The following is a 22,173-nucleotide window of genomic DNA, read 5'->3' on the forward strand; positions in this document are numbered from 1 at the left end:
GCGCCGTATTTCTATTTTCGGCTGTCACATCTGGTGGACAATCGACCCGCTTGCGGATCGGGCCGACCGGGAGGATAAGGGGAACGTGCGCCTACGGTAGCGCCTTCCGGAGGTCCTCGCAGAGGTCATCGGGGTCTTCGAGGCCAACAGATACCCGGACCAACGTCTCGGGAATCTCCGCTGAATCCTCACTACGACTGAACTCGTCGGGGAGCATTAGTGACGGTACCTCAACAAGGCTCTCAACCCCGCCGAGACTGGCTCCCGGCGTGAATATCTCAAGTCCCTCGACGAACGCCTCAAGTTCGATGAGTGTTCCATCGAACTCGAAGGACAGCATCCCGCTGTGTCCCGACATCTGCTCACTCGCAAGATCGTGTTGCGGGTGGCTTTCGAGACCCGGATAGTGGACACGAGCGACCCGATTATGGCTTTCGAGGAACTGGGCAACTGCCATCGCATTCCTCTCGTGATGTTCCATCCGGGCGGGCAATGTCTTGATACCTCGCGAAACGAGGTAGCAGTCGAACGGTGACAGCATATTTCCAAGCCCAACCCGCTGTGCGAACGATAATTGCTCGAAAATTCCATTGTCGTCAGTAATAACGGCACCGCCTATCGAGTCAGAGTGTCCGTTGAGGTACTTGGTGGTGCTGTGAACGACGATGTCGGCACCCAGATCAAGTGGGGCTTGGTAGTATGGACTCGCAAAGGTACTGTCCACGCCGAACAGAGCATCGTGGTCATCGGCGATGTCGGCTATCGTTTGGACATCGCACAACCTAATCAAGGGATTCGACGGGGTTTCAGCCCAGATTAGGTCAGTGTCCGCGTTGACTGCATCGGCGACGTTGTCGGGGTCACGGGCGTCAACAAAGTCGATGTCAACGCCGAGATGTCCGGCCATGTGTTCCGTGAGCAGCTTTTCGGTTCCGCTATAGATGGAATCCGAGGAGACAACGTGGCCTCCCGGGGGGACTAGCGATAGCATTGTCGTTGATGTGGCGACCATTCCAGAGGCGAACGCCAACCCATGCTCGCCGTTTTCAAGGCGAGCCAACTGCTCTTCAAGAGCTGCCCGTGTCGGATTGCTCTCGCGCGAATAGTCGTGTTCATTGGCATCCTCTCCGCTTGCCCACTCGAACGTAGTCGAGAGGTGGATCGGCGGGACGACGTCGTTCGTTCCATCTCTGTGAGGATGCGTTTCAATTTCAGCTGCGCCGACTGCGATGGTTGCGAACCGATTCCGGTCAGATTGGTTATTGTGTCGTGTCATTGAGTACTCACCATGATGCTCCACTCGGTTCTGAGATAGAGGGATGTTCATAGGAATGTTCTCCGTCGTGAGGGATAGGCGTGAAGTTCCCGGCGAGGGTGGCCAGAAACTCAACCCCGATTTAGGCGTGAGTCGGCGAGTCGTTGGTTGCTAACTGTGGTACGCTCAAGGGGAAGCATCTTGTTCGCCGAGACAAGTGAATAGCCCAGATGTATTTGGTAACGTTCCGCCTCGCTCCCGGTGAGTACGATGCTGAGTTTCACGAGTTGAACGACGCGATACAAGCGGCTGCCGAGGACACAGAGGGATATCTAGGTAAGCAGACGTGGCATGCACCGGATAATGAGGAGGTTCTTGTTGTTTACTACTGGGAGTCGTTGGACGCGATCGAATCGTTTGGAGCGGATGCGGACCACAAACACGCGAAACAGCGGTGGACAGAGTGGTACGATGCGTATGAGGTCACTGTTACAGAAGTTGTTGAGACATATGGGAGTGGATTCGGTGACGATGCGAGCCCACTCGTGTAGGGGGATTACCGACTGGTTTGATTAATGGAGTCTACAAGCAGATAACGAGTACCTCCCTGCATCGACCAATTCAGTTGCCCTGATCGAAATGCTCTGCTCCTGCAAGATACGTGCCCTGTATGTAGCGGATCGTCACCAATCAAAAAGAGCCATCACCATTGTTCCACATCTGCTGGTAAGACTATCTGATGGAACAGCGTGGCCGCCGATTAACCGATGCATTCGTTGCTGCTCTCGAACTCCGCAAATACCTCCGTGAAGGGACAGCCTTCTGCGATGCGCTCACCGACCTCGACCTCCAGATCGAGACGCTCGAAGACGCCTACCCAGAGTGGCATCCCGCGTCGTACCCATTCTACGGGATGCTCAAGCTCTTTATTTATCTGGAAGTCACTGGAGACAGCTATCGGTCTCTCACACGCTATCCAGAACTTGCCGACGTATTCGGTCTCGATCAAATTCCTAATGAGTCAGTCATCTCTCGAACGTGGCGCAATCGCTTTGACGACGATGTTCGTGGGTATGTCACTGCCAGTGCACACTGCTTAGTCAAGGAAGTCCACAACGAGAATCTCTCAGTCCCCGAAGTCCGGCCACTGGAGGAAGTCAAGCAGTCATCAGAGGAGACTACTGACTCGGCTGAGAATACTACCGAATTCTCTGATGACGAGATCTACCGTACAACCCGTCTCGCTCGTGAGCACGGCTTCGGTCCGTTCGACTCTGAGAGAGCTCACAACGCGACGTATGAAGACACGCAATTCTTTGAGCTTCAGACGTTTATTGGGATGGTCGGCTGTGGTACTCCACAGGGTGCGGCCCGGTTCAAGTTCCGACGAGGCAAAGAGTACGGTCCCCACGGAGACACCCACCTCCGAGCCGTCAAGCAATTTGTTCCTGAGAGCCTACTTGATGGATTTCAACAGGCGACAGAACGGTTGCTTTCGGCGATTCAGTCGGAGTCTTCGTTTCGCCGTCCTGTCACCGTAGCGATTGACATCACGACCATTCGCTACTTTGGGAACGTAGAGGGAATGCCGATGGTGAGCGGGACGAAGGACGGCGAAGGTCGAGCATTCAAGTTCGCCACGCTCTCGATTGTCGGGTGGAACATCCCGCTTACCCTTGCTGTCGAACCTGTTCGTGAGAGTTCCTCGTGGGACGAGAACCCACTGAATCGGGTTCATCGTGTCGTCCGACGACTCGTTCGACGCGCACAGGAGCACGTGCCGATCGAGATGGTACTGTGCGACCGAGAGTTTGACTCGAAAGCGGTGTACCAGACGCTCTCGAACCTCAATGTGAACTACCTCATTCCGAAGCGGATTCACAGCACCGAACGCGAGAACATAGAGACGATGAATGAAGATGGGCAAGAAGTCGCAGTTGAATCGGCCTCTGTCCACGTTGATCACGGTTCGCACGCGATGCAGTTTCTCTACGTGCCCTCGAAGAAAGGAGGGGGGACAACGGTCTTTGCGACGAACCTCTCAGTCGGCTCCAAGGAAGCTGAGACGTTCTGCCGCCGCTACAGTCGTCGCTGGCAAATCGAGAACGAGTACAAGAGCATCAAGAACGACTTCTTGGCGAAGACCTCCTCGAAAGATTACCGAGTGCGGTTGTTCTACTTCGTGTTCGCGGTGCTATTGCACAATATCTGGCGGCTCACTGATTTCCTGTTGAAGGCTGGTATCGGTGGTGAAATGGATTATGCGCCGATTCTGACCGCTGGTGAGTGCGTCGAATTGGTCTGCTCGGCACTAATCCCACCTGACTAACGCTCTATACCAGTTCGGACTGCCTGTTGTGAGTGGCGACACTCTGCGTGTGGTCGATTTTTAGGCTGTTTTCGCGCATTCAATGGCGTCCCTCCGAGAACGGTAGCTGGTTCAACACCGCTGTGGCCTGTCCGAACCACGAAACGCCCCAGAAATGCACCAAAATAGCTCATCCTCCGAAACTCTGAACTTCCACCATTCAAACTCTGTATAGCTACATATAATTTATAAATAAGAATATTGCCGTTATGGCCTGTGTATCCTTCGATATAGGAAGAATCCGGGAATTCTGATTCACTGTGTATTATCGAAGTTGTACACAGTAGATTTACGTGGGTCGCCGCCGTCGGTCGAGCACGAACCATGGAACCCGACGAGGGCGACGCTACACCCGGGGGAACACCAGTCGAGACTGCCATCCAGCAGTACCTCGACAGCGTCGAGGCTGGCAACTCCAGGAAGAACTTCGCGTCGACCCTCGCGACGTGGCGCACCTGGCTGCGCGAGGAGCGCAGTGTGACGAGCCTCGAGGACCTGGACGTCCTCGACTGTCGACGGTACGCTCGCCATCTCAAAAAGCAGGCCCGCGACGGCGATTTGAAAGCGAGTACCGCGACCACCTACTACGCGTACGTCCGCGCGTTCCTCACGTTCTGTGTCGCCGACGAGCTCCTCGATACGAATCCGGCCAAAGCGAAGCGTGCTACCGACGAGCTCCCCGAGGATCTCGGTGACGCCGACCGGCAGTTCTGGCGGGAAAAGGAGCGGCGGGCGATCATGCGCTACGTCGACGAACGTGTCGACCACGCCCTTGACGAGGAAGCGGACGTGAGTCGTAATCGGGCCTTTCGCGACCGAGCAATCGTCTATCTCCTAGGACTCTCAGGCGTTCGCGGCGCGGAGGTGTTCGCTGAACCCTCGGACGACAAGCGCAACGGCATCACCTGGGGAGACATCCAACTCGACGCCGGTGCAGTCCGCGTCCTCGGGAAGTCACGAGAGTACGAGTATGCACAGCTGCCCGAGCGGGCCGCCACGGCATTAGAGCGGTACAGGACTGTCCTTGATCCCCCAACCAACGAGTGGCCGGTCTTTCCCAGCGGGCACGCTCCGTCGAAATATCGCGCCGTTCGCGAGCAGCTGGCCCACGAGGGAATTTCGGACGACGAGATCGAGACCATCCTCGACGACAGTGATATCGACACAGTGCTCCGAGAACATGAGGTCGTCCCACCAGCGCTCTCGACGAACGGTGCTCGCAACCTGATGAAGCGGCTGTGTGAGGACGCTGACCTTGACGTCGACGGTGACTACCTGAAGCCACACGGTGCTCGTCGAGGGCTCGGCCACGAACTTTACGCGAGTGGCCACGCTGAACTGGCCCAATCAGCGCTCCGACACGCGAGCATCGAGACAACCCACGAGTCGTACTCCGACATCCAGGCAGCAGAGACGGCGAAGCAAGTCGACGATCTCCTCGGGGAGTGAATCAACCAACGCGTGGATGCAGCAGTAGGGCGTTGGTTTAGGAGGCATCGGAACCCTAATGTTAATCCTAATATTAAGATTATGGTTATTAGTTGCCTTTGGAGGGGCCCGAGAGAATCCAGAGACGTACCTGAGGAAGTCCCATATAAAGCATGGTGCCCGTATTATCTGAATCTGGCTCTACTCCTCCTAGAAATCGATAACACAGGTTAGACCCTATATGTCCTCCCGGGTTTATATCAATCATATGGGTCTCAGAGACCTGATCAAACAGCGGCGGAGTAGAGTTCTCCCCGAAGAAGTGGGAGACGCAGCGGCAGACGTCATTCCGGGATTCTTCATCGAAGGCCAAGTTGCTCCGAAGTACAGAGAGCACCTGCTGGAGAGCTATCGGAAGCGCGATGGGAATCCACCGAGGCGAGATGACAACGGACATCTCCGCTCGATTGATGAAACACGGATGGACAGGGCCTGGAACGATGTTGCCGAGGCTATGGATCGAAGTGAAGGTGACATTCGAGCCTGTGTTCTCAACATATACGAGGATGCTGGCGAGTATGAAACCAAACCGGCCCGCCTCCGTCACGATTTTAACGAAATACTGACTCGTGCCGCGACTGAAATCGAGGATTGAGCCTGCCACGGCGTCCATCACTGTCGAGCCCTACCTGCTTCCTGTTCACACGTAGCCTTTCGGACAGAGGAACTCCAATTGAGGGAGCATGATTAATCTTAAGAATAAGGTTAAACCTTTGAGAATAGTAATCGGGTGAAGTGGACTGGACCATCAGTAATTCAATACTAGCCGTCCCAGTGAACGACAAACCAGTATTGGTCTACAGCAGCACTAAGTAGTAGACGACCTGTTTTAATCTTATTCTTAAGATTAGGTTTCGTGGTTTGAGTCGTCTCTTCTCGCAGTCCCACTCGAGACCCACCAAAATCTACAAGAGTATCGGTAGCTAAGAGCGACCATGGTAGCCCTCAGCGAACAAACATTGGGGATGGAGCTTACAGTCCCATTGCCGGTGCCGAACAGCCGGCTATTCCGATACGCAGCAACAGGCGACATCCTCACACTGCTCGCCAACAACCCACATACACGGTTCAGCATCAGGGACATCCGACGGGCGACTGATCACAGCCCGAGCAGTGTGACCGATACAGTCGACCTGTTAGCTGAAACCGACCTCGTCCAAATTACACGAGAAGGGAACAGGAAGCTCGTCCAGATCAATCGCGAGCGCCTCACAAAGCCAGACGACCCGGTTCTCCAGATCCCGCAGTCCGAGTTCCACGATCCGGTTCGAACCCTCGAGGAGAGTTTGCGCAGTCGGGTCGACAATATCGCCGGCATCCTCATCTTCGGCAGCGTCGCCCGTGGCGAGGCTGACCGTTCGAGCGACATTGACTGCTTTGTACTCGTCACCGATGAGAAGGCGACCGCCCAGCGAATCGCTCACGAAGTCGCACGCGACTTGGAGGAACAACGGTTCGCTGGCGACCGCTACCAGTTCCAGGTCCTCGCCGAATCAATGGAGAGTGTTACCAACATCGGCGATCGACTCCGCGAGATCTTCACTGAGGGTATCGTTCTCTACGAAACTGAGGAACTCCAAACGGCCAAGCAAGAGGTCCTGACGAATGGACAGTAGTTACGTCGAAGACGCACTCACGGACGCCCAGCGATCGTTCGAGCGTGAGCCAGCCCACAAAGAATCTGGACTCGACACCGACGACGACGCACTCCTGCAGCTCCGGAAGGCATGTCGTCTCCTCGATGCTGCCCGTTTCCTGCGGACACAGAACGGATACTATACCGTCGTCATCGAAAGTTCGTTCATCGCCATCGAGCGCAGTATTCACTTCTATCTACTCCACGCGACAGGGATGGGCAGCACCGAGTTCGTCACTCACTCTGATGTCTATGAACGTGGCGCCGAGGCGAACTTGTACAGCGAGTCGTTGGGAAACCAGTTCCTCCAACTCTGGCGGGAGAACCGCTCGAAAACCTACTATCGACAAGCCGTCGGTGGAGAAACACAGGCCGACGCCATGCTCGAGCTCGCGACCGCGGTTCATCAGTATATTCTCGACTATCTTTCCATCGGCCACGAGTGCATCTGCAATCGAGGTTGATAAGCTTAAGTCTAATATTAAGATTAATCAGTCAACTTCGCCCTCTTGAGTCGATTCTGAGGATAAAATAGGTCGAGGCGAGTGTCGGTCGCACGATGTCTTGGGGATTGCATATGAGTGAGAGAACCAACGGAACAGGTCTATTAGAGGTCGGTTGGCGGAAGGAGGTCACAGAGGATGGGTGCTTGTTCGAGGAGCGAGTCGAAGAGGCGTTCAGTAGGCCGATATAACGCATGATGTTCATCAACGGTGTAAGTGGACTCCTCATCCTCTGTCCGAGAGAGGAAGTCGCTGTCGAGAAGCGGAGCTAGCGTAGCATCTAGCGCAGCACCGGTACGCCCAGACTCGACTTCGAGTGTATGACGTGGAAATTGGGAAAGAAAACTGCGGGTACAGCAGCCTAGCACGTGGGCACGCCGGACAGCGAATAACTCATTGAGTGCAGTACGATGGGTGCGTGTCCAATAATCGTCGAGCCTGACGTAGGTGCGGACAATCGGAGAAAGGTCATTGAGGGTGCCATTTGCGTGGACAATGCCGAGATCGTTGAGGGCGTGTTGGTCGTGGGTGTCAAGAGACTCACCGAGCGGATGGAGGACAGTTTGGAGTGCATCGTGGTACCGCGACGTTAGAAATTCGCCAGCGACGACATGGGCGTTGCCGATATTCCGGGTTGGGTGGATTGCCTCGTGGTGATCGGGATCGCGATGGTCAACATGGGTTCGTGGGTAGGTCATGTAGCACCCCCCACAACGAGGCGTCAGGCATTAACACTCCGAGCGTCCAAGAATGGCGATATTAGTTCCCCAATCTGAACCGCTGTTGAACACTTAGCTATCAACAGGCGTCGAAAGAGCGTCGAAGGGAAGCTGCTACTGAACGGTCGGAGCGGATTCCAAGCCAGAAACAGCCTTCACGATATCAGTCAGGGCGTCCCGTGAGAGGGGGTCGATCTCTTCGCGAACGCCGTCGACTGTATAGAGAATCGATGCCGAAATCTCACGCTCAGGATACAGCTCCCGAAGTACGTGATAGTAGACACTGAGTTGTTTTCGGTACTCGGCTTCCGCGTGCCGACCACGGTCGGTCTTGTAGTCGACCACTTCGATGCGGTCGGCTCGAACGTGAACGAGATCGATAATCCCGGAGATCATCACGCGAGTCCCGTCGACGTCCAGCGGAAGGTAGGCGTCCTCCTCGACGAGCAGGTCGCCCGACAGGCCATCGAGAAACGACATCACGTGCTGTTTGTCGTCCCATCCGGGGTCATCCCGATTCAGTTCTACATCATCGCCGCGCGCGTACGCTTCCGCAAAATCGTGGACGTCGGTGCCGAACGCCTTCCCCATACCATCGTCGACGTCCTCGAAAACGTCCTCACGCATCAGTGAATGCGGTGAGTGTCCGACCGGTCCCTCCGGTGTCGGTACCGTAATCAGCAACTCTGTCTGCTCGGTGTCGTCGACGGTGTCTGCATCGGGTTCAGTGTCCCACGCTTCGATTTCAACCGGGAGTTCTTCGAGGAACGTGTTTGGGTCCTCCCCGGCCGAGAAGATCACGTGGCTCTCGGCGCGCGTAATTGCCACGTAGAGCAGTCGGCGCTCCTCGTCGTACTCCCTGGGTAAACACCGGCGGAGGACGTCAGTCCGCCAGTCATCGTATACGTGAGGAAGGCCGTCAGCCTCGGCGTAGCGTTTCCGCTGTCGGAGTCCGACCGGATCCTGAAACGTAATCGTTCCACTCCCGCCGCCCGACGGCGGGAATCGCCCACTGTTCATGTTGGCGAGCACGACGATAGGATGTTCGAGCCCCTTCGCTGCGTGAATCGTCTGGACCGTCACTGAGTTTGCACCGGCGTTCGCATGAACATCGTGGGTACTGCCCGCTTCGATGCCGCGCTGGATGAACCGGATAAGGTCTCCCCGAGTCAGTGTCGTCGCGGTGTGCACTGACTGAATCGTGTGGAGAACGACGTCGGCCGTAGCACCGTCGTACCCGTAACGCGAGAAGACGCGTTCGGCCACCCCGCCGAGCGTCTCCAGTTCTGCCAGCTTCTCGCGGAACGAGCTCATGTTCTCGGGATACGCCTCAGTCTCCAGGACGTGCTTGATCTCATCGAGTGCGTAGCCTGCTTGCTCGAGGACGACCGCCCAGCCGCGGTCGGTGTCGGATTCGAGGATGCGGAGCCACGCTAGCAGTAACTTCGCCTGAGGCGTGCGGAACAGCTCGATCCCGCCCTCGTACGCCATCGGCAGTCCGTACTCCTCGGCGGTCTGCAGCAGGTCGCGGCCGAACTCTCGTGTTCGCGTGAGAACTGCGACGTCTCGATACTCGGGCGTCCGAAGCGACCCGTCATCGGCCTCAACCTGGTAGGCATCGTTGCCGACGATATCCTGAATCTTCGCGACCACCGACTCGTGTTCCTCTGGGCTCGCGATCGCTTCGATCTGGGTGTTCTCGTGTTCGGTGTTGGTCGAGAGTGAGACGATTCGATCCTGGATGGCCTCGACATCGACGTTGTCCCGGTTCGCCGCCGGAACGAGTAGCCCGTGCTCCGAGAAGTCGAGGATCTCCTGGGTGGAGCGGTAGTTCTCGATAAGCTCGATGGTGTGAATGGGACGGGTGTCGAAGGTGACCCGTTCGTGGTCGGCGTTCAGTTCGTCGACGAACCGATTGAGTCGGTCCTCGAAGGCAGTGATGTTCTCGACTTCGGCGTACTGGAAGCCGTAGATGCTCTGCTTCCAGTCACCGACGACACAGAGGTTGTTTGTCCCCGCGAGCAGCAGCGTCAGCTTGAACTGAATCTCGCTGGAGTCCTGGAACTCGTCAACCATCGCGTAGTCGAACGCAATGGATTCACGAAGCGCGTGGTCCTCACAGAGCAGGATGAACGCGAACAATTGGAGGAACCCGAAGTTGAGGTAGTTCCGGCCGAGCGCGAATTCGAGGTACTCGTAGAAGACGTCGTGGACGAATGCCTTGAGTCCCTCGCGGTCAGCGTCGAATACCATCCGAGCGACGGCATCGGGGACGCGCTTCGTGCCCTGCCCGCGAATATCGGCCTTCTCAGGGGCGTTTGGCAGGTAGCACTTGTTCTTCCCATAGCGATTGAGCTTCGATCGAAGCTGTGACTGCTTGCTCCCGCCATTCTGTGGCTCATTTACCTCATCGAACAGCGATTTGAACGCCTCAAAGTTGCCGTCGAGATACCGTTCGCCGTTCCGATACCAGCCGTCGGCTGTCGGGAACACACCCTTCGAGGCGAGTTGTGAGACGAGTCCGAGGAGTTCCGTCGGGTTCGAGACGATGCGGAAGTAGTCATCGTACTCGGGGTGGTCGTCGCTGAACCGGTCGATGAACTCTCCGAACAGGGCTTCCTCGACGAGGTCGTCTTCGACGATGCGCGTCGAGCCCGTGATGCGGTCGTCGATCCCGAGGTGCGTCGGCGCGGCATAGCCGTGCTCCTGGAGGAGATCGTGGCAGAGCGAGTGGAACGTCTGAATCGGCGCGTCCGCGAGATCGCGCATTCCGTACTCGCAGTGGCCGACGATCCGGTCCTTCATCTCGGTTGCAGCGTTGTTCGTGAACGTCACCAGCAGCACGTCCTCAGGGGCGACATCGTCCTCGTCGACGATGTTCGCATAGCGGCGCGTGATGGTGAACGTCTTCCCCGTGCCTGCGCCGGCGTCAACGAGGTATAAGCCGTCGGTGCTGTCGATGAGGTCCTGCTGTTGAGGGTTGGGATCATTGACATCCTCCACCCGCCTAGAAGCGGGGGAATCCTCGCGCTCGGAATTTGGCATTAGCGCCACCTCCGACGCGAGCGACTTTCTCCTATCCGTGGATACTCTGGTCTGTGCGCACTTCTTTGGGACTTTCGTGAGGGTATGATTTCCCCGACCATTCGTGGTCGTCCCACTCGAATCGCACGGGCCGTGCCATCGGCCTCGTTACGTTTGTTTGCCGTCTCAGGAACGATTCTGAGGCTACGAGATCGGCGTGGCCTTCGAACCCACATGAACACGTGAGTGTGTCCTGATGCCGAATCGTATCCGTAATCGAACCACAATTCGGGCACGTCTGAGTTGTCCACGCTTCCGACCGAACTTTGACTGAGATACCGTACTCCTCGGCGGTACAGGCCAGTCGATCGATGAACGCGCGGAACGCCCAGAAGTTGTGCGTCTTTGCGTTCGTCCGTACCGACCAGTGCGTTTCCAGCACGTCCGTGAGATCGCCGACGAACACCGTCGATACACCGTCGTTGTACAGACGTTCTACCAAGTCGCGCACTAGTGCGTTCTGTGCATGGTCGCGACGTCTCGTCCGTTGCCGGAACAGCTGCCGAATTCGATTCGAAGAGTATCGACCGTCGCGCAGCTTCGATTGCAAGCGAGCGATTTCCCGAGTGGTGTCGCGAAATCGCTCGAACAGGTCGCGCCCTTCGTACAGATACTGCTGGCCAGTTGTGGTCGTGCAGGCGACGAGGTTGTTCGCACCAATATCCAGGGCGGCTTCTTCTGAAGCCAGTGGTGAATCCAGTCGAGAATCTTCCGCGGTGACTGGTTGAAAGGCCCTGAATTGGTCCGAAGTCTCGTCGTAGAACAGTTCCAACCGACCTTGTTCGCCATCCCACTTCGGATCGCCCGCCACCTCGAGTCGAAGGCGCTCGGTGTACCCGAGGCCGTACTCCTCCTTGAGTTCCTCCCCGACCGGGATTTCGAGGCGCGAGCGGTCGCCGGTTTCCAGCGTGTACTGGTCGTTTCGGATGCATGTTTGCAAGGTGCGACCGTCGTCTTCGTTGCCCCAGTAGCCGGGTGGGGAACACTGCTTGCCCTTCTCTTTGAGCGAGAAGAACGATTTCCACGCGCTCTTGCTCTTGCGGATAAGCTGTTGGGCGGTGGCAGACCCGAGTACGCCGACGTACTGTTTGCGATAGTCGTCGGTGTCCCAGACGCTTTTGCCCTCGAAGTAGTTCTGGCGGCGTTCGTATGTGAGTTCGTTCCAGAGACTGGCAGAGGCGTCCAACAGATCGTGTAGCAACTCCGCATCCTGTTCGGAGCGGGGTCGGACGACGAACGTATTGGTCCGCCTCATATCTCGCGATGTCTACTTCATCCGTTCGTCTGTTAAGTCTAGTGCGTCCTTCCGTAGGCTTGTTCCATACAGCACATGGGGGCGAAGGGGATTCCGTTGCAGAATTCGAGATCGTGCTTTCAGAGGTGAATGAACAGCTGCCGAATGCAGGACTCGACACGGGAGAGATCCCAGATAAAGCGTTGCTAGTGGTCTGTGTTATTCTCTGGTTGATTGATTCCCACCTGGATGTGGGAGTGTGCCCTTTGTTATGTGTCATGGTCAAGAAGGAGGTCGCGGTTGTCCACGCGACGGTAGTTCGGTTCACCAGCGAGCCCGTTCACAGGGAAGCGTTCTTCGCCAGCACGTCGGTGGTTCAGTTCCGTCATACGCTCGGTGACGAACGTCTCGAAGGCGTCGAGATCCTCTTCGAAGTAGTTCTGACTCCGAACTCGTGCCAGCTGGCGAAGCAGCTGTTTACAGCCCGACGAGACGTATTTGTACTCACCGACGCACTCCTCCAATCGGGTTTGCATCGCCTGCCCGAACTCGGAGTCAATGAGCTCATCACTGTCACGCGTCGCCGGTAGCGGGGCCGTCTCGAACGCGGCTTGGTAATCAGCGTACGCAATCTTCGAGAGCGTCTTCTGGCAGTTCTTCGCCCCGTCATCGCGGAGCTTCTCGAACGTCGCTCGCGATCGGGCGTGCTCCTCGAACTGGGTCGGATTATACTCAACGGTCGTCAGCGTCTCATCTAAGTCCGCCTCGCCGGCGACGACGTCGTCGAGCGTCTCGAGAAAGTGGAAGAACGTGAACTGTAGGCGCTCGCCCGGGCGCTCACTTCGGCGGTGGGCGAGATAGAGAAGTGCCTGGAAGTTCGGCGTATCGCTTGGTGGATCGAGCGCGGAGTTCTTGACGACGCGAGACGCTCGTTTCCGACTCCCACTCTTGTAGTCGAGGAGGTGAGTCGGACCATGAACGAGGTCGATCTTACCCTTCAGTCCGAGATCCTCGTTCTCGAACCAGCGCTCCGTGAACGGCGAGTCGACGTCTCTGTCAAAATGGGCCGCGAAGAAATTCTGCCCCCACCCGCTGTTCGGAGTGAGCAAGTCGTCGCCTTCCGGGGTGCGTTCGTCGAGCAGCTCGACGATGGTTTCGAGCCCGATCCGGTACTTGGTACGGCGCGTTGGACGGTCGACGCGGCGAACGAACGATTCCGCCTCCTCAAGCATTACGTCGACGAGGTCTTCGATGGTCTTCTCGTCGATCAGGTCGGGATGGTTGACGTAGAACTCGGCGAAGTCATGGAAGAGATTCCCCTCCTTGAAGTAGTCCTTATCGGGGCCGTCGACGAGCCGACTGAAGAGGTAGTCACGGGGGCTGTTGACGTACGTACTCAGACTGGACTGGCTGACGGTGTCGATTTGCTTCGGTGAGACGTCGAGCGATTCCTTCTCGAACCCATCCTGGGTCGCACTGAAGGTCCGTCCGTGAGTCACCGTGTCGAGATCGCTGAACCGTTCGAAGTCATCATCAAGGAGGTCCTCGAAGTAGAGACACGGCGTTGCGGGTGAGCCGCCGATCGTGTCCTGAACGAGGTAGTACTGTTCGACGCCGTTCTGGAGGAGGAGCTGAAACTGCGTCAGGTTCCGAGTGAATTCGGCGTCACGGTCAACCCACGGACGACGTGGTGGGGAGTGAGTCCACGCTTCGTCGAGGCCGAGGTAGAATACGACGGGGCGGTCCACGTAGGCTGCTGACTTCGCGTCGGCCAGGAGAACCCCTTCGTGTTCGCGGTCGACGGGGACTTCGTAGCTCTGGAGATAGTATTCGAGCCGATCAATTCCCTGTCTGATGACGTAGTCGGTAGCGATACCGAGCGCCTCGAGTTCATCTCGGAACGCATCGAGGCTGATCCCGGCCTGTCGTTCGTATGCAGTAAGCGCTCCAGCGAACGTTGTCTCGCCGATTTGCGAACTGAACTCCTGGAACCAGGTGAGACTGTCGGCGTCGACATCCTGTAGCCGCTTGTCGTCGTGCTTAACGTCGACGGCGATCTCGAGGCTGGAGAGGATTGAACGAATTGTCTTCACACGCGTCTCTGTCCCGCGAGTAGCGGCGCGAAGGAACTGGACGAATCCACGATGGTGCTGTTCATCAGCGAACCCGGGGCCACCGATAAACGGAATATCGGCGGCCTCGAGCGCGCTCGGGACCAGCGTCGCATACTCACTACCACGATCCGCGACGACCGCGACGTCCTCCGCATTGTCGGCGGAGACGATGCCGAGCACAGCGTCGACGATTGCTGTACTTGAGTCGAAGATGTGGAACGGCGGTCGGTCGAATGCGGCATCGGTGAATGGATCGAACGTATCGTACTGCGTGGGGAGAATCGATCGTTCGAGGGTCGTGAGTTGGTCGTGGCCGACGACGGCGACGTCTTTGCTGTCGTCGATTTGGTACTCGCCGAGTCGCCGGGAAGTCGTATCGAGCGTTGAGAGCTGTTCGACGGTGGTCTCCGTCGCGGTGTCGGCGTATGCGTCGTAGTCGAGAACGGCATCGACGCGTCCCTGGTGCTCCCAGCATTGGAGCGTGTTGCCGATCGCGTATGCAGCCTGCTTCCACTCGAGGTCGGTGGTCGTAACGAGTTCGAGAAAGGCGCTCCGGTCCTCGGCGCGTTCGCGACGACCTGCTGCGAGTCGGCGCGGCGTGATGGCAAATATACCGAGATGAGCGCGATCAAGACGTCGGTTCAGCCCACTGGCAAGCGGCGCATCAGGAACGATGACGAGGTCATAGTCACGGACTTCGTCGTAGAGAGAGTCAAGTGGTTTCGCCCGCGTAACTGGCACGGCAACAACAACTCAGCCAATAATTCATATAATTATGGGAATTTGGAGGCTAAACTCCTGCCCTTCAGAACGAGGATACAGCCGACAATTCCTGTACTAACTACTGATGACAGAGCCTGAGTTTTCAATCTCAACCAACGGTTTTAATACTTAATTTCCATAAGTGCTTATGAACACAGTCTGATGCTGGAAACAACCCGCACCTATCGAGCGAAGGTTGTCAACCACAAACAGGTGAGTGACGACCTCAACCAGTGCGGGTTCTCGGCATCGAAACTGTGGAACGTCGCTCGCTATCATACTCAACAAGAATGGGATGAGACCGGGGAAATTCCGTCTGAAGCCGACCTCAAGCGCGAACTAAAAGACCACGAACGCTACAGTGATCTGCATTCTCAATCAAGTCAGCGCGTTCTCGAAGAACTCGCTGAGGCGTTCAACGGTTGGTTCAAAAAGCGCAAGAACGGCGATACTAACGCAAATCCACCCGGTTACAGAAAGCGAGGCGACAACCATCCACGTTCCACCGTGACATGGAAGCAGAACGGCATCAAGCACGATTCCAAGCACAATCAACTCCGTTTGAGCAAAGGCTTCAACCTCAAGAACCATCGTTCGGACTTCATCCTCTGTGAGTACGAGACGCGACCGGACGTAGCTGTGGAAAACATCCAACAGGTTCGAGCCGTGTGGAACGGCGACCGCTGGGAACTCCATCTCGTCTGCAAGGTCGAAATACCCGTAGAGGATTCTCCCGGTGACAGGACGGCGGGTATTGACCTCGGTATCAGTAACTACCTCGTCATTGCATACGACGATGGTGATGCTGAGTTGTATCCGGGAAACGTTCTCAAGCAAGACAAACACTACTTTACGCGAAACGAGTACGATACCGAGGGCAAAAACGGGTCGTCACGACGGGCACTCCGCGCTCGGCAAAAACTGTCTCGGCGGAAAGACCACTTTCTACATGCCCTCGCCAAGCAGATCGTTGAGCAGTGTATAGACCGCGGGATTGGTCGAATCGCTATTGGCGACCTGAGCGAGATTCGAGAGGACAAAAACGGCGATTCCCGAAACTGGGGTCGAAGTGGAAACAAGAAACTCCACGGGTGGGAGTTCGAACGCTTCACTCGTCTCCTCGAATACAAGGCTGAAGAACACGGTATCCTCGTTGATCGTGTTTCAGAGCGAGATACGTCGAAGACTTGTTCGTGCTGTGGTCAAAAGCGTGACGCGAATCGTGTGGAGCGTGGCTTGTACGCCTGTGAGTCGTGCGGAGCGACGATGAATGCGGACGTGAACGGTGCGGTTAACATCCGGAGAAAGATAACTCAGAATCCTCCAACTGGGGATATGAGTAACGGTCGTTTGGCACGGCCAGCAGTTCACTTGTTCAATCAGACCTCGGGGCGTTTCGCACCGAGCGAACAGGTGAGTTGCGAACCATAATATCTCAACGCTCGGGAACCTCACGCTTTCGCGCGAGGAGGATGTCAACGCCAAGTGTGTATTAGATCGCGATCGCATAGTGCCGAGTATGGACAGGTCGCCGGCTAAGACATCAATCCCCTTCATATGCGGAGAAGTGGGTCGGGAAGCGCAGGACAGTCGTAATCGAAGGTCCCCCGTTTAACCAACAAAATTAAGCCTTCGAGCCCCATTTGTTGGTTAAAGTGCTCCTATGTCGTACTCAGAACCAGCGACCCCACCCGAGGTTCCCAGAGAAGTAGCGTCCTCGCTCGAGGAGTGTAATGCGGAAACGCTCCGGTCTATCGCCAAGTATGCTGATGCACTCGCGGAGTATCGAGAGCGAGAGGCGCGGTTGAACGAAGCTGATGATGAAGACGATCCTCAAGAACGCCCTGAGGATTTGCCTGAAGACGTCCCTACCAAAGCCACACTGACTGAGAAGGAGATCAACGGGAATCGGTATTACTACTGGCAGTGGAGAGAGGGTGACAAAATCAAATCTCAATACAAGGGGCCAGTGAATCCGAGCGAATAAAGATTAACCAACAGGTGCAGAATGCTGGCGTGTCTGTTGGTTAACCTTGTGGACTTGTTGCTGCTGATTCCAGTATCAATATCTTGCCGTAAGATGAATGTCTTCCGCGTATTCGAGAGAATCAGATTTTGATAGTGACTCGATTTTGAGAGTGGCTGAAACGACCGTAGTTAATCTTAAGATTAATATTCAGATTAGATTTAAGTCGGTTCAGTATGTGGAGCCAGTATGAGCGACCAATTCACCGAGGCCCTGGATAAAACAGAGGAGGCACAGGAGACCTATGCCAATCAACTCGGGATCAAGCCGGAGCGGATTCCGTTCACGGCTGAAACACTTCCTGATGCGAGTATTGCGGTGCGTGCGAATCAAGATCTACTCAACGAAGTCGCGAGCCACATCCTGAATCGAGCAGGCCACATCTCGATCATCGATGAACGGGGTGCTGGAAAATCTCACTTCCGTGATCTCGTGTACGACGCTCTTTCAGATGGCCCTCGGAGCGAAGAGTTCCGAGTCGCTCGAATACGCGAAGTGGAGTCCATCACGACACGTCGCTTCTATACACGCCTTCTCGACGAGCTCAGTGAGTACGATGACCTCGATATTCCAGAGTCGTACCCGCACGCCACAGACGAAGTTCGACAGATCGTCGAGGAGGTTGCCGACCAGCTCGAAGCCCTCGACATCGCGTGTATTATTCAGGTTGACCAACTCGAGGATGCAGCTCGGAATACACGAACCTTCGAGCAGCTACTAGCCGCGTTGCAGAGCGTTGGTGACCTCGGAGAAAGTGAACCCGTATTCATTCTCTTCCTGTTCGGAACGGAGCGTGCTGGTAATCGTATCGACGAACTGCGCGAGACACTCAGTTCGCGACTCGTCGCGAAGGATCGGACGCTGGAACGGTTCGGGTTCGCAGAAACAGAAGAACTCATCGCCAGGTGGCTTGCCTGGGCCCGTGAGGAAGAGTACGATTCTGGATATCCGTCCGACCCCTACACAGCGAGTGCCATCGAGACCGTCGTCGAAGTCAGCGATGGGACTCCGCGTAATACTCGACAGAAGTGCTATCATGCATTCCGGGCTGGTGCGCAGCAATTCGCAGCCGAACAAGACGTCCAGATCACGGACGAGACGTTAGACGAATATCTTTAATATTAAGCTTAAGAATAAGAGCGTATGAGCAACGACAATCCATTCGGCGAAGCGATGGATGACGCAGCGGAGGAAAAAGACCGAGTGGACCAGCAAGGTTCGTCGGACTTCGATACAGAACCCTACTACGACGCACTCAACACTGGCGTGAAGGACCACACAATAGGCGTCTCCGTAAGCGAAGAAATGCATCAGTTCTGGCGTGAACTCCAGGACACGGATGACGTCGACGTCAATCCGGCCCAGTCCATTCGGAATCACCTCGAGAATCTTGCCCATCGTCACCCGGACGTATTCGAACGAGCCATGCGGAAGCTCGAAATCGATCGGGAGATGTAGAACAGACGGAACGACGGAAGCCTGACCGAGGTCACGATTCCGCCCCTCTCACACAGCAGTTTTCCTGAGTTATCCACACGAAGGTGGGGGTACCAGAGACGGTTCTACCTCTCACACAGCGGTTTTCCCGAGTTACTCACTAGAGTAGGTAGCGTTCACTTCAACTCGAACCTGCGGTACTACTACTATCTATCATAACTGTAACGGTAGTAGTAGTAGTTGCCGCTAGATGATTAGAGAGAAACTGCTAGACGTGGAATCGTCTGACAGCAGTTTTCCTGAGTTAGCTGTTGCTGATCCACCGCTCATTTATATGTGTAGTGCAGTTGGAGACATTCACCGCCATACGGACAAATGGCGTTGACTCAGGAAAACCGCTGTGTGAGAGATAGGGTCTACAAGCAACTCGGGAAACTCATGAAACTCGGGAAAGATTAATGTCGTTGGATACGTCAGTCTTTCCTATCATGGACGACGTCGATTCAATCTTCGCCGACGATGTCGAGCTGATCAGGAACGCCGACGTACTCGAAGAAGATTACACTCCCGATGAAATCCTCTGTCGGGACGACGTCCTCAAGCAGTATACGAGTGTTTTCAAGCCAATATACAAGGGTCGACCACCGCAGAACGCGTTTCTCTACGGCGATACTGGCGTCGGGAAGACCGCGGCGACGAAGTACCTTCGAGAAAACCTCGAACGCGATATTGAGCGGAAGAATGAGCAGCTTCCCGAGGACGAGCAGATCACTCTCAACGTCGTGTGGATTAACTGCGAGAATTTCACCACGGGAGACCACAAGACTTCGTCGTACCAAGTTGCCGTAGGAATCGTGAATCGACTTCGCGATAAAGGGAACCGAATTACTGGGACCGGTTACGCCCCACAGGACGTCTATGACATCATGTACGAGGAACTCGACAGCCTCGAGGGAACTGTCCTGGTGATATTAGACGAGGTCGACAAAATCGGGAACGACGATACACTCCTCTACGAACTCCCACGCTCTCGCGATATCGGCTATGTCGAAAACGTCCGCGTTGGCGTCATCGGCATCAGTAACGACTACACTTTTCGAAAGAACCTCTCTCCGAAGGTGAAAGACAGCCTGTGTGAGACCGAGATCAAATTCCCCGCATACAACGCGACGGAGCTCTCAGACATCCTCAGCGCACGTGCAAAACTCGCTCTCTACGATGATGCCTATACGGAGGAAACGATTTCTCTCTGTTCAGCGCTCGCCTATCAAGAGGCGTCAGGAAGTGCTCGTCGGGCGATCCGACTCCTTCGCCGATCGGCAGAGATCGCTGAAGAAAACGGCTCAGACCTGATTGAAGAGAGCCATATTCGACAAGCCGACAAGGACTTGGAGTATGGCAACATCGTCGAATCAATCGTCGACCAGGACGACGAGAAGCTCTACATTCTAAAAGCACTCGCTCATCTCGATAAGGCAGGCCTCACGCCAGCTCGGACACGTACGATTCACGCTGCCTACTCCCGTGTGGTTCGTTCCTATAATACGACGACCGGGAAAGATCCGCTTACTCAACGCGGGATGTTCAATCATCTCTCGAAACTGGTGATGTTCGGGTTTGTGAACACCATCGATCACAACAAAGGCGTGGGCGGTGGACAGTGGAATGAACACGAGTTCAGCGATGATGTTGACCCACAGAAGGTGAGGGATGCGTTTGAGGATCGCAACCTCGAATGGCTGAATATCGATGTCCGCGGAATCGAAAAGTAACTCAGGAAAACCGCTGTGGGGGGACCAAATAGAGGATCATTCCGAGTATCGTACTCTAGAGGTCGACATCAGTACGATCTTCCTTAACCAACGAAACTGGTGAAAGGCAGCTTTTGTTGGTTAACTTAGTGGAGAGGGATAGAATCGATACAGAACAAATCGATAGGGGCGAGGGTGCGCCGACGGCCTAGCTCACTCGACATCGAGAACAAGTCGATAGGGGTGCGCCTCTGTGTTTGGTTGGCCCTCCCACAACAAATCGATAGAGGTGTCTCTCCCTGATCCGAGATTCTGGATGACCGGCGCCTAATGAAAACTTGGCATAAGCAAGTGTCTGGCGCTCATGTCTCCAAATTATGCGGACACGGTGGGGTGTTCCTCTATATCGACGTTCACGCGAAGCCTTACGGATTGCATCGTACAGCCCCCCCATCTCACGAAGTGATTCTCGGAGCAAACAGTGCGTGAAATTTGCACTTCAAAGCCCATGACGCTTGTTTTTGATTCTTTAGCGTCTCTTCTCGGTCATGCAAGCGTTTATACGCTGGAAGAGTCAAGATTAGGTTGACCAATGAGTCTTGATGAGGCGGTTGACGAAGCGCTCGCGACATACAATATGTCGCGCAGCGAAGAGGCCGAGGAAACGGGCCGAACAGTCGCCACGCTCCAGGACTAACAGAGCCGCTTAGTCGAGGTTCCGAATCTTTTCAGCGAACTCTGCTTTCGATAGCCCCGGCGTTTCCTTCAGCTTCGGATAGCCTGCGCGTTCGACGGCCTCCTCGACGAACTCGATCCAGAGTTCTTCGTGCTGCTCTGCGTAGAGGACCTTCGCCTCACTCGGGTACATATCCAGCTCGTATGCAGTCAGGTCGATTTCGACCGCGTGTTTCCGCTCAAGCGTTCTCGCGCCGAAGCGGTACAGGTGCTTGAAGAGGACGTTCTTCCGCCGAACGGTCAACAGCCGCTTCGATTCGTTGATGTACTCGTTCACCCACTCCCGCCAGTCGTACGATTCTGGGTCGACTTCGACGGACGTTTCCGGCATCGAGAAGTTCGGGTTCAGACGTCGGAGGTAGAACTGGACCAGTGCGACAGCCGTTCGGTGGTTGGCGTTCGGAAGTGCGTGTTTCAGAATCAGGTTCGAGGCGAGTCGACCTGCAACGGCTGTTGCTGAGCCCTCCCACGACGTCCGATCAAGCACGTCCGGCAGCGCGTTGACGTCGATTTGCTTGTATGCCTCGACAGGAACGCCTTCTTCTTCCTCGTTCTGAGCGATGAGGGCGCGGTAGATCTCGAGCAGTCGAACGACGATGGTGCTGTTGTCCTCGCTCATCTTCGCGAGTGACGCTTTGAGATCGAAGTCGATCTCACGAACGGGGCCACCACCGACGCGGGACGTGTAGACGACGTAGAACGCTTCGTCGATGTCGTACCTCTGGACCTTCACGGCGACGTCGTCGTCGTAGCTGACGATCTGTGAGACGACTTCGGCAGGGTCCGGATGCACGAAATCGAGAGAGAACTGCTTGTCACCGGGATGGTGGTAGTAGACGTGGCCCATCTGGTGTCTTGTACTCCTTCATCAGTACTTATTAACCCAGTTTGTTGAGCAGGGGATTTATGTGTGAAGTGTTGTGCTGGCTATTGCGTTCTGCGTTAATCCGGAGGTACACTGTCCTCAATCTACTCGTAGACACAGAATAATGGGTTGAGTCACTAATCTATGTTCATATTCATGTAGCCGCCATTAACGACTTCCTCGAAGGGCTCTCCCT

General features: G+C 55.6%; 16 protein-coding genes. 11 read left to right on the forward strand and 5 right to left on the reverse strand.

The window, feature by feature from the left end; all coding sequences use genetic code 11:
• Positions 1-91 precede the first annotated feature (91 nt).
• The gene (locus NDI79_RS22400; RefSeq protein WP_310930838.1) at positions 92-1,276 is read right to left on the reverse strand and encodes a trans-sulfuration enzyme family protein; all 1,185 of its coding nucleotides are present in this window, start codon (positions 1,274-1,276) and stop codon (positions 92-94) included.
• A gap of 209 nt (positions 1,277-1,485) precedes the next feature.
• Here NDI79_RS22400 and NDI79_RS22405 point away from each other — a divergent pair, with 209 nt between their 5' ends.
• The 6 genes from NDI79_RS22405 to NDI79_RS22430 all read left to right on the forward strand — a co-directional run bounded on the left by NDI79_RS22405 (position 1,486) and on the right by NDI79_RS22430 (position 7,211).
• Positions 1,486-1,806 carry an antibiotic biosynthesis monooxygenase family protein gene (locus NDI79_RS22405; protein WP_126661072.1) on the forward strand — a complete coding sequence of 107 codons (321 nt, stop codon included), beginning with the start codon at positions 1,486-1,488 and terminating at the stop codon, positions 1,804-1,806.
• Positions 1,807-1,994: 188 nt separating this feature from the next.
• Positions 1,995-3,584, forward strand: a complete 1,590-nt coding sequence (locus NDI79_RS22410) for a transposase (RefSeq protein WP_310930839.1) — start codon at positions 1,995-1,997, stop codon at positions 3,582-3,584.
• Between the two features lie 363 nt (positions 3,585-3,947).
• Positions 3,948-5,072 carry a tyrosine-type recombinase/integrase gene (locus NDI79_RS22415; protein ID WP_089872572.1) on the forward strand — a complete coding sequence of 375 codons (1,125 nt, stop codon included), beginning with the start codon at positions 3,948-3,950 and terminating at the stop codon, positions 5,070-5,072.
• Positions 5,073-5,319: 247 nt separating this feature from the next.
• Complete coding sequence (locus NDI79_RS22420; RefSeq protein ID WP_089872570.1) at positions 5,320-5,706, forward strand: hypothetical protein; 387 nt, start codon at positions 5,320-5,322, stop codon at positions 5,704-5,706.
• A 340-nt stretch (positions 5,707-6,046) separates the two neighbouring features.
• Positions 6,047-6,727: a nucleotidyltransferase domain-containing protein gene (locus NDI79_RS22425; RefSeq protein ID WP_089872569.1), complete on the forward strand. Its 681-nt coding sequence runs from the start codon at positions 6,047-6,049 to the stop codon at positions 6,725-6,727.
• Positions 6,717-7,211, forward strand: coding sequence for a DUF8154 family protein (locus NDI79_RS22430; RefSeq protein WP_310930840.1), 495 nt, complete (start codon positions 6,717-6,719; stop codon positions 7,209-7,211). The genes NDI79_RS22425 and NDI79_RS22430 overlap by 11 nt, the downstream gene beginning before the upstream one ends.
• 872 nt (positions 7,212-8,083) lie before the next feature.
• Here the strand turns inward: NDI79_RS22430 and NDI79_RS22435 are convergent.
• From NDI79_RS22435 to NDI79_RS22445, 3 genes are all read right to left on the reverse strand, one after another.
• A complete protein-coding gene (locus NDI79_RS22435; RefSeq protein ID WP_310930841.1) occupies positions 8,084-11,014 on the reverse strand; it encodes a UvrD-helicase domain-containing protein in 2,931 nt (976 codons plus the stop codon).
• 31 nt (positions 11,015-11,045) lie between these two features.
• Positions 11,046-12,308: an RNA-guided endonuclease InsQ/TnpB family protein gene (locus tag NDI79_RS22440; protein ID WP_310930842.1), complete on the reverse strand. Its 1,263-nt coding sequence runs from the start codon at positions 12,306-12,308 to the stop codon at positions 11,046-11,048.
• Between the two features lie 248 nt (positions 12,309-12,556).
• Positions 12,557-15,142 (reverse strand): PD-(D/E)XK nuclease family protein, encoded by a 2,586-nt coding sequence (locus NDI79_RS22445; RefSeq protein ID WP_310930843.1) that lies wholly within the window; start codon positions 15,140-15,142, stop codon positions 12,557-12,559.
• A gap of 183 nt (positions 15,143-15,325) precedes the next feature.
• Between NDI79_RS22445 and NDI79_RS22450 the strand changes: the two genes are divergently transcribed.
• The 5 genes from NDI79_RS22450 (at position 15,326) to NDI79_RS22470 (ending at position 20,398) form a co-directional block, all read left to right on the forward strand.
• Positions 15,326-16,594, forward strand: coding sequence for an RNA-guided endonuclease InsQ/TnpB family protein (locus NDI79_RS22450; RefSeq protein ID WP_310930844.1), 1,269 nt, complete (start codon positions 15,326-15,328; stop codon positions 16,592-16,594).
• Positions 16,595-16,826: 232 nt separating this feature from the next.
• Positions 16,827-17,150: a DUF6788 family protein gene (locus NDI79_RS22455; RefSeq protein ID WP_310930846.1), complete on the forward strand. Its 324-nt coding sequence runs from the start codon at positions 16,827-16,829 to the stop codon at positions 17,148-17,150.
• Positions 17,151-17,378: 228 nt separating this feature from the next.
• Positions 17,379-18,308 carry a hypothetical protein gene (locus tag NDI79_RS22460; RefSeq protein WP_310930847.1) on the forward strand — a complete coding sequence of 310 codons (930 nt, stop codon included), beginning with the start codon at positions 17,379-17,381 and terminating at the stop codon, positions 18,306-18,308.
• 24 nt (positions 18,309-18,332) lie between these two features.
• Positions 18,333-18,647: a hypothetical protein gene (locus tag NDI79_RS22465; protein ID WP_049917019.1), complete on the forward strand. Its 315-nt coding sequence runs from the start codon at positions 18,333-18,335 to the stop codon at positions 18,645-18,647.
• A 467-nt stretch (positions 18,648-19,114) separates the two neighbouring features.
• Positions 19,115-20,398 (forward strand): Cdc6/Cdc18 family protein, encoded by a 1,284-nt coding sequence (locus NDI79_RS22470; RefSeq protein ID WP_310930848.1) that lies wholly within the window; start codon positions 19,115-19,117, stop codon positions 20,396-20,398.
• Positions 20,399-21,083: 685 nt separating this feature from the next.
• Here the strand turns inward: NDI79_RS22470 and NDI79_RS22475 are convergent.
• The gene (locus NDI79_RS22475; RefSeq protein WP_310930849.1) at positions 21,084-21,959 is read right to left on the reverse strand and encodes a DUF8172 family protein; all 876 of its coding nucleotides are present in this window, start codon (positions 21,957-21,959) and stop codon (positions 21,084-21,086) included.
• Between the last annotated feature and the right edge of the window lie 214 nt (positions 21,960-22,173).

Source organism: Halogeometricum sp. S3BR5-2, assembly GCF_031624635.1.
In the GTDB taxonomy this organism is placed as follows: domain Archaea; phylum Halobacteriota; class Halobacteria; order Halobacteriales; family Haloferacaceae; genus Halogeometricum; species Halogeometricum luteum.